This window comes from Actinokineospora sp. NBRC 105648 (assembly GCF_030269645.1).
Lineage (GTDB): Bacteria > Actinomycetota > Actinomycetes > Mycobacteriales > Pseudonocardiaceae > Actinokineospora.
In genome coordinates this window covers 1-8,536 of record NZ_BSTR01000044.1, presented here as the reverse complement: position 1 = coordinate 8,536, position 8,536 = coordinate 1, and the positions used below count along the sequence as shown (strand labels likewise).

Annotated in this window: 8 protein-coding genes; 7 read left to right on the top strand and 1 reads right to left on the bottom strand. The window is 70.5% G+C overall.

Annotated features, from left to right (window positions below):
* Positions 1 to 2 precede the first annotated feature (2 nt).
* The 3 genes from QSK30_RS28615 to QSK30_RS28605 all read left to right on the top strand — a co-directional run bounded on the left by QSK30_RS28615 (position 3) and on the right by QSK30_RS28605 (position 4,958).
* Positions 3 to 1,076, top strand: coding sequence for an ABC transporter substrate-binding protein (locus QSK30_RS28615; protein ID WP_285507497.1), 1,074 nt, complete (start codon positions 3 to 5; stop codon positions 1,074 to 1,076).
* Positions 1,077 to 1,107: 31 nt separating this feature from the next.
* Entirely contained in the window at positions 1,108 to 2,034 is a 927-nt protein-coding gene (locus tag QSK30_RS28610; protein WP_285507495.1) for a TauD/TfdA family dioxygenase, read from the top strand.
* 338 nt (positions 2,035 to 2,372) lie between these two features.
* Positions 2,373 to 4,958, top strand: coding sequence for a VWA domain-containing protein (locus tag QSK30_RS28605; RefSeq protein ID WP_285507493.1), 2,586 nt, complete (start codon positions 2,373 to 2,375; stop codon positions 4,956 to 4,958).
* Between the two features lie 56 nt (positions 4,959 to 5,014).
* On the opposite strand, the gene QSK30_RS28600 is transcribed toward QSK30_RS28605, so the two are convergent.
* Positions 5,015 to 5,866, bottom strand: coding sequence for an alpha/beta fold hydrolase (locus QSK30_RS28600; RefSeq protein ID WP_285507491.1), 852 nt, complete (start codon positions 5,864 to 5,866; stop codon positions 5,015 to 5,017).
* 151 nt (positions 5,867 to 6,017) lie between these two features.
* Between QSK30_RS28600 and QSK30_RS28595 the strand changes: the two genes are divergently transcribed.
* The 4 genes from QSK30_RS28595 to QSK30_RS28585 form a co-directional block, all read left to right on the top strand.
* On the top strand, positions 6,018 to 6,986 hold the full coding sequence (locus QSK30_RS28595) for a quinone oxidoreductase family protein (protein ID WP_285507489.1): 969 nt from the start codon (positions 6,018 to 6,020) through the stop codon (positions 6,984 to 6,986).
* 326 nt (positions 6,987 to 7,312) lie between these two features.
* Positions 7,313 to 8,011, top strand: a complete 699-nt coding sequence (locus QSK30_RS28590; RefSeq protein WP_285507488.1) for a TetR/AcrR family transcriptional regulator — start codon at positions 7,313 to 7,315, stop codon at positions 8,009 to 8,011.
* 105 nt (positions 8,012 to 8,116) lie between these two features.
* Complete coding sequence (locus QSK30_RS37000; protein WP_352231634.1) at positions 8,117 to 8,302, top strand: transposase; 186 nt, start codon at positions 8,117 to 8,119, stop codon at positions 8,300 to 8,302.
* Positions 8,303 to 8,345: 43 nt separating this feature from the next.
* The coding region (locus QSK30_RS28585) for a hypothetical protein (protein WP_285507486.1) at positions 8,346 to 8,536 on the top strand (191 nt) is incomplete at its 3' end.

Genomic DNA, 8,536 nt, shown 5'->3' with positions numbered 1-8,536 from the left:
GCATGAGAGGCTCGAACGACATGGTGCACAACAACGGGACTGGCGTGGCGCGCCCGCTGTCCCGGAGGTTCTTCCTGACCGCGACCGGCGTGGGCGCGCTCACCGCCGGACTGGCGGCGTGCGGGAGCGGAGGTTCCGCCGGGTCCGCGCCCACCACCTCCGCGGGGCCCGCGGCGGGCGGCGGGGGCTTCCCGGTGACGATCGACGGTGCCGAGGGCAAGGCCGTCATCCCGGCCCGGCCCCAGCGCGTCGTCACGGTCGGCTTCATGCGCGACCTGGACGAGGCCGTCTCGCTCGGGGTGAACCCGCTCGCCACCACCCCGGCGTCCAACTTCGACTCCGGCCTGCCGCCGTGGGTCGAGGCCAAGCTGGGTGGTGCCAAGGTCGAGCAGCTGTCCTATGAGGACAGCCTGCCGTTCGAGAAGATCATCGCGCTCGGCCCGGACCTGATCCTGGCCACCGACAGCTACAGCCTGGCCGACGACTACGCCAACCTCAGCGCGATCGCGCCCACGCTGTCCTACGCCCAGGACGTCGCCGAGGACACCTGGCAGACCCGGGTCGGCCGGATCGGCACCGCGCTGGGCCGCGAGGACGAGGCCGACAAGCTGGTCGCCGAGGTCACCTCGAAGATCGACGCCGCGAAGAAGCAGCACGGGGCCGCGCTCGCGGGCAAGACGTTCACCTTCAACCTGCTCAACGCCGAGGGTGCCCTGGCCACCATCATCCTGCCCGCCGACGCCTCGGCCGCGTTCATCTCCCAGCTCGGGATGAAGCTGTCGGACAAGGTCACCGGCCTGCCGCAGTCCGGTCCGGCCGGGCGCGCGGTCGTGGCGCAGGAGAACACCGCCCTGCTCGACGCCGACGTGGTCCTGTTCTCCTTCCGCAACCCCGAGGAGCGGGCCAAGGTCGAGGCCGACCGCCTCTTCCAGGCCCTGCCCGCGGTCAAGCGCGGCGCCTACGTGCCGTTGGAGGTCGAGACCGCGCTGTCGCTGGCGTTCCCCTCCACGCTGAGCATCCCCTACGCGCTGGACAAGATCGTTCCGCTGCTGGTCCAGGCGGCGGGCAAGGCGTGAACCACCCCGCTCGACCCACGGAGGACCACTGATGACCGCACCGACCCTGGCTGAGGTCGTCGAGGGCGACGGCCCCGTGCTCGACCGCCTGCGCCGCGACCGCGCGGCCATCCGGGACCTGTTGCACGCCAAGGGAGCCGTGCTGCTGCGCGGCTTCGACATCGGTGGCCCGGACGGCCTCGCCGACGCCGTGCGCGCCCTGTCCGGCGAGCCGCTGACCTACACCGAGCAGTCCTCGCCGCGCAGCGTGATCAAGGGCAACGTCTACACCTCGACAGAGTACCCGCGGGCGGCGGAGATCCCGCTGCACAACGAGATGTCCTACCAGGCCGTGTGGCCGCTGACGCTGTTCTTCCACTGCGTCGAGCCGCCGCTGACCCAGGGCGCCACCCCGCTGGCGTCGGTCCGCGCGGTCTACGAGACCGTCGACCCGGACGTGCGGGCGGAGTTCGAGCGTCGCAAGTGGATGGTCGTGCGCAACTACGGCGAGGACGTCGGCCTGCGCTGGACCACCGTGTTCGGCACGGAGAGCCGCACCGAGGTCGAACGGCAGTGCGCGGCAGGCGGTATCACTCCCGAGTGGACAGACGAGGGTCTGCGCACCACAGCCGTCCGCGACGCCGTCCACACCCACCCGGTGACCGGCCTCCCGGTGTGGTTCAACCACATCGTGCTTTTCCACGAGAGCAGCCTCCCCGACGACGTACGGGAGGGCCTGCTAGACCTGTACGGCCAAGAAGGACTCCCCAACAACACCTACTACGGCGACAACACCCCAATCCCCGACGACGTGGTCGCCCACCTACGAGCCTGCTTCCGCACCGCGTCAACCCGCTTCGACTACCAGCGCGACGACTTGCTGGTGGTGGACAACATGTCAGTCGCTCACGGCCGCGAACCGTTCACCGGCCCCCGCAAGATCGCCGTGGCCATGGCCGAACCATCCAACGCCACCTGATCCACCGGCGAGTGGAGGTCGGGGCCGACCAGCTCAGCCCCGACCCTCACCCGCGCACTCTGGGGTTCGTGGTTCGTCCAACGGTGCCGGGTAGATCGCCGTGCACCATCTGCGGGACGAGGTCGACCGGACGGCGAGCGTCGGCGCCCGCCCGCCAGGCCCCGCCCTTGCCGCCGGCCCCCGATCGGGGCGTCGCGTCCAAGTCCACTCCCAGTGTGCTCGTGCACCCACCCAGGTGGGGGATCGGGTTGCACGGGTGATTCCTCGTCGGCGGGGCTAACGGGTTTGTGAGGTGTCGCGAACGCCGGGATAGTGCCCGCTTCGACAAAGGAAGGTCCATGAGTGCGACGAAGATCCGTGAATTGGGGTTGGCCGCGGCAGTGGCGATAGCCCTGTGCGTCGGGGTGTCACCCGCGGCCGCCGAGCAGGCGCCCGCCGCCGATAAGAGTGTGTCCACAAACGACATCGCGAAGATGTCGGTGGACTACAGCCGTGCCGCTGTGGCGAGCAACCCCGTGCTGGGGGAGTTGTTGCGCGGCCTCAAGCTCGACTACCTGAACCAGCTCGACCCGTCCAAGGTGTACACAATCGACCGGGGGAGCAACCGGGTCACCGTCGAGGACGCGGTGGCCACCCGCGCCCAGCTGGGGACCGCCGGGGTGTTCTTCGGCTTCGGCAGCGTCGTGGCCCAGATCAACGGGCGGGGCGCCGGGATCACCGGCAACGCGAAAACCGTCATCACCTGCCCGTTCGGGCCGCAGACCGCCGCCGTCTCGGGGTTCATGGCCTCCACGGTCTCGCGGGACCCGAGTCCGGTGGGCATCCGCCACGGATCGGTCTACCAGGACGACTTCCTCACCACCGGCGCGGAGGTCAACTTCGCCATCCTCAAGGTCCCCGGCGGGGCGCGGAACCCGATGAACCGCACCGCCATGGAGACCACGCACACCGGTTCGTGCGGCGCCGAGGTCAAGGTCCAGAACCTGGTATCGACTTGGCCGCCGTTGCGGGTCGACATGGCCGTCGACGACACCGGGTCGATGAGCAACGAGCTGGCGGGGGCCAAGTCCGCGCTCGCCGGGTTCATCGGCAGCCGCGGCGGCGAGGACTACGACCAGGTGCAGCGCGAGGTGTCCTACGAGCTGATCACCTTCAAGGACAGCCCGACGCTGGTGCTGCCCAACACCACGGACTCCGCCGCTGCCATCGCGGCCGTCAACGGCCTCTACGCCAGCGGCGGCGACGACTGCCCGGAGGACTCCGCAGGCGCGGTGAGCCTGGCGCTGGACCGCCTGACCGGTGACGAGGACAGCGCGGGCGAGATCGTGCTGGTCACCGACGCGTCCCCGCACAGCGGCGACATCGACGGCCTGATCGGCCGCGCCCGGGGCCTCGGTGTCCCGGTGCACGTCCTGCTCTCCGGCGACTGCGTCGCGGCGGGGGACACGCGTGCGGCGGCTGAGACACCGTCGGCGCGGGCGGTGTTCGAACGGCTGGCCCGCGAAACCGGCGGCCGGTACGTCTACCGGCCGGACGGGACGGCCGCGGACTACTCGGCCATCTTGCGGGAAATCTTCGACAACGCCGCGACCCCCGGCGCGGACTTGACGCTCGCCCCGGTCGCGGGCAACGGCCAGTCAACCCCCGCGGGAACCGCCTTCCCGACGGCACTGACCGCGTCGGTGCTCAACCCCACCTCGCAGCCCGTGGCGGGAACACCCGTCACCTTCACCCTCGCCGGTCCGGCCACCTTCCCCGGCGGCGCGACATCGGTGACGGTCACCTCGGGGACCGACGGCCGCGCGACCACGCCCGCCTTGACCGCGGGCATCACTCCCGGGGCAGTTACCGTGGTTGCGAGCGCACCGGGCACCACCTCGATCGCCACCTTCACCGAGACCGTCACCGCTGCCGTACCCCGCGCCATCGCCCCCACCTCGGGCGGCGGCCAGTCCACCCCGGCGGGCACTCCGTTCGCCGCGCCGCTCGTGGCCACGGTGACCGACACCATCGGGCAGCCCTCGGCGGGTACTCCCGTCACTTTCGCCACTACCGGCCCCGCCACATTCCCCGGCGGCGCGGCGACGGCGACCGCGACCACCGGCACTGACGGGCGGGCGACCTCACCCGTGTTGACGGCGGGACGCACGGCCGGGGGCGTCACCATCACGGCGAGCGCTCCGGGGATCGCGCCCGCGACATTCACCGGATCGGTTACCAACGCCGTACCGGCGTCCATCGCGGCTACCTCGGGTAGCGGTCAGTCCGCGACAGCGGGCACCTCGTTCGCCGCACCACTGGTCGCCACGGTCACGAACACCGCCGGTGGTCCGGCCGTCGACACGCCGGTCACCTTCACGGTCACCGCGGGTACAGCCGCTTTCGCGGGCGGTGCCACCGCCGCGACGGTGAACACTGGCACCAACGGGCAGGCCACCGCACCCACTTTGACCGCGGGGAGCACGACCGGGCTGGTCACCATCACGGCGACCACGCCTGGCGTGACGACACCGGCCACCTTCACCGGCAACGTCACCGCACCTCAGGGTCCGGCGAGGGCCGACATCGCCGTCAGCCTTTCCGCTCCCGCCACCGCGACGAGCGGGGCACCGTTTGTCGTGACGCTAACGGTCCGCAACAACGGCCCGGCCGCCGCGACCGCGATCCTCTCGGGCATCACGTTGCCCAAGGGCACGCGCGTCACCAACCCGGCGGGCGGCATAGTCACCGACCACGGGCGCGTCGTCGCGTTCTACCTCCCGACGCTCGCGTCCGGCACGTCGACTAGCTACGCCGTGACGGTCACCTCCGACCGGACGCTCACCGGTGCCCAGACCATCGCCGGGGCCGGTGCTTCGCTCGTGGTCCGCGACCCCGACTACCGCAACAACATCACCACCGCGCGGGTGGTCCTCCGCAAGTGACGGTGCGCCAACTGTCCACAGTGGCCTGATTGATCAGGCCACTATGGACAGTTCGGTCAGGACGTGTGTGCCACGATCGCGTCGAGGACGGTGTCCCAGGTCGCGCGCGGGGGCACCTCGTGTCCGACCCGGTCCAGTGCCAGCAGTCGAGCGCCGGGGATCTCCCGCGCGAGTGCTTCGCCGTGTTCGACGGGGAAGAGCGGGTCCTCGGTCCCGTGGATCACCAGTGTCGGCGCGGTGACCCGGTCCAGCCTCGGGCGGATCGGGTCACCGGCGCCGTGGTCGATGAGCCAGTTGTTCCGCACGCTCGAGGCCATGTCGAGGGTGCGGTCGACGACCCGCTCGGCCAGCGCGCGCTTCTCCGCCTCGTCCTGCGGGTGCGACCCGGCGAACGCGCGCAGGTCGTCGACGAGGTAGTCGACCACCGCGTCGCGGTCTGTCCAGTCCGGCTCCGGTGGTGGCGCGGCGAACCGTGCCCGCAACCGCGGCACCGGCCGGGGCAGGTCGTCGCCCGATCCGGACGTGGTGGACATCAGGGTCAGGCTCGAGACCCGGTCCGCGTGCTCGATGGCCAGGACCAGGGCGATCCCGCCACCCGCGGACAACCCGACCAGGTGCGCGCGGGCCAGGCCCAGCGCGTCGAGCAAACCCAGGGCGTCCCGCTCCAAGTCCGCGCCGGTGTAGCCGGGCGCGCCGGGCGGATAGGTGACCGAGCGGCCGTTGTCCCGCAGGTCGTAGCGGACGACCAGCCGCCCGGCGGCCGCGAGCCGCCGGCAGAACTCGTCCGGCCAGTGGTCCATCGACATCGACAGCCCGGCGATCAGCAGGACCGCCGGGGCGTCCGGCGCGCCGAAGGTCTGGAAGCACAGGTCGACTCCGTTGACTTGGACGTTCGTCTCGTTGCCCACGGGTCATGACTACCCCAGAAGGCCGACAGAACCCGGTCTCAGGCGGCCTTGACACCCGAGCGCGCTCGAGTCACACTGAATCTCAAGTCAGTGAATCCGAATTCATCGAAGTTCGATTCAGTTGTCACTCGAGAGGTTCAGGTGGTCTGACATGCACGCGGCCGTACTCAGCGCCTTCGGCGAACCGCCCCGCTTCGCGGAGTTCAGCGACCCGGAAGCAGGTGACGGGGAGTCCTTGATCGAGGTCCGGGCGGCCGCGCTGCACCGGGTCGACCGGGCGCGCGCGACGGGCGAGCACTACACCAGCGGCAATGCCGCTGACCTGCCACTCGTCTGCGGCCTCGACGGCGTCGGGATCGGCCCGGACGGTGGCCGGTACTACTTCGCGCTGCCGCGGACGCCGTTCGGCTCGATGGCGCAGCGCACCGTCGTGCCGACGTGGACGCGGGCCCCGCTGCCGAGCGGGCTCTCGGACGCCGAAGCCGCCGCGTTCATCAACCCGGGGATGGCCGCCTACCTCCCCCTCGTGTGGCGCGGGCAGCTCGCCGAGGGCGACACGGTGCTCGTACTGGGCGCGACCGGGGTGTGCGGGCGGCTCGCGATCCAGCTGGGCCGCCTCCTCGGCGCCGGGCGCGTGGTGGCCGCCGGCCGAGACCGGCAGGCCCTGGAGTCGCTGACCGACCTCGGCGCCGACGCGCTGATCCCGTTGGACTTACCCAAGGACAAGCTGATCCCGGCTTTCGCCGCGGCGGCGGGCGAGGACGGCTTCCAGGTCGTCGTCGACTACCTGTGGGGACCGCCAATGGCAGCCCTGCTCGCCGCGCTCACCCAGCACGAGTTCAAGCCGGTCGCCCGCGAGACCCGGATCGTGCAGGTCGGCGACCTAGCCGGCGCCACCGTCGAACTACCCGCGGCGGCGCTGCGCAGCGCCAGGGTGACGTTATCGGGCTCAGGTGGATTCGCCCCGCACGAGGTGCGCCTCAAGGCCTTCGGAAAGCTCTGCCGGTTCGCGGCTGCCGGCGCGATCAAGATCGCTGTGGAGGAGGTCCCGCTGGCGGAGGTGGAACAGGCTTGGCAACGGGGTGATCGAGACGGCCGCCGCCAGGTACTCATCCCGTAGGCGGGCAGTTCGCCGTAGAGGACTGCGCGCGAACGGTTGTGGTGGTGACCGCGGGAGGCCCTTGGCAGCGCGTCCTGGACGTGGCGATCATCGAGGGCGATGACCAGATCGCCCACCGTGCCAGCGCCGCAGGCCAGCCCGGCGCCCTCACCTGGCAGAGATCCTCCGGATCGGTGTCGTCTCGGTGCTGTGCAGATGTCCCCACTACAGTGGTTGAGAGAATGGTGATTCACTGAGCGTGCGTTCAACGAATGCCACCTGGCGTCGCCTATGCCGGTCGCGAGTGCCGGAGTCGACGCCGAGGGCAGGCTCCCGAAGGAGTGGCGATGGCCGAGGCGACACCGGTCCGAACCGGGCCCGGCACGGGGGCGGGGGAGGACCCGCCCGCCGGCGGCACCAGGAAGGCCAAGGCCGCCGCCACCGAGGCCGCGCTCAAGGCGGCGGCGCTGCGGGTCTTCGAGCGCAGCGGGTACCTCAACGCGAAGGTCACCGACATCACCGCGGCGGCCGAGCGGTCCGCGGGCTCGTTCTACAACCACTTCCCGCATAAGGAAGCGCTGCTCGAGGCGCTGCTGGCGGACTGGATCGCGGAGATGGGCAACGAGCTCACCACCCACACGGCGGTGCACGACCTCACCAACCGCGAACACCTGCGCTGGCACGTCGCCGTCCTGTGGAACACCTACGAGCGGCACCGACCGATCCTGATCGCGTTGCAGCAAGCGGCCCTGAGCAACGAGTCCTTCGCCAAGCGCGTGGTATCGCTACGATACGAAGAGACCGCGATGCTGCGCGCCCACCTCGACGACATGCGTGCTGCCGGGGTCCGCCTCGCGGGCCGCACCGTCGTGCTCGCCTCCGCGATCATCGCCCTACTAGAACAGTTCTGCCGAGTGTGGCTGCTGGAGGACACCGAGCCAATCACCCCGGACCTATCCGACGACGAGGCCATCGACACCCTCACCGACCTGCTGCTGTACGGCCTGCTCGGTCCCCCCGATCCATCGCGCCCTCAAGACTCCTGACAGCGCCGAAAGCCCCCGGTTTCGCCGAGAAACAAGCCCGACAGGACGGGGCGCCTAGGGCCTGTCCTCAAAGCTGGTGTGGGTGATCTGCTGTGATCTTGGGTTGTGGTGCGTAGGCATGAGCTGATTGACGAACAGTGGCGGGTCATCGAGCTGTTGCTGCCCGTTTCGGGGGCGGAGGGTCGTCCGCGGGTGGATGACCGTCGGGTGATCAACGGGATGTTGTTCAAGGCCAAGACAGGCGTGGCGGGATCTTCCGGAGCGCGATGGGCTGTGGAAGACGGTCTGTAACCGGTTCTGGCGCTGGTCGCGCACCGGTACCCTGTGCGCGCTGGTGGCGCAGGTGCGGCTGCTGGCCGGGGCGATCGTTGAACTGGACCGTGAGGTATCGGTCGATTCCAGCATCGTGCGGGCGCATCAGCACGCCGCCGCCCCGCACAGGGGGCGAGCGAATCCCGCGGCGGGCAGAGCGAGCCATGTGATCGTGCCGTCGGCCGGTCCCGTGGCGGAGTCACTACCAGGATC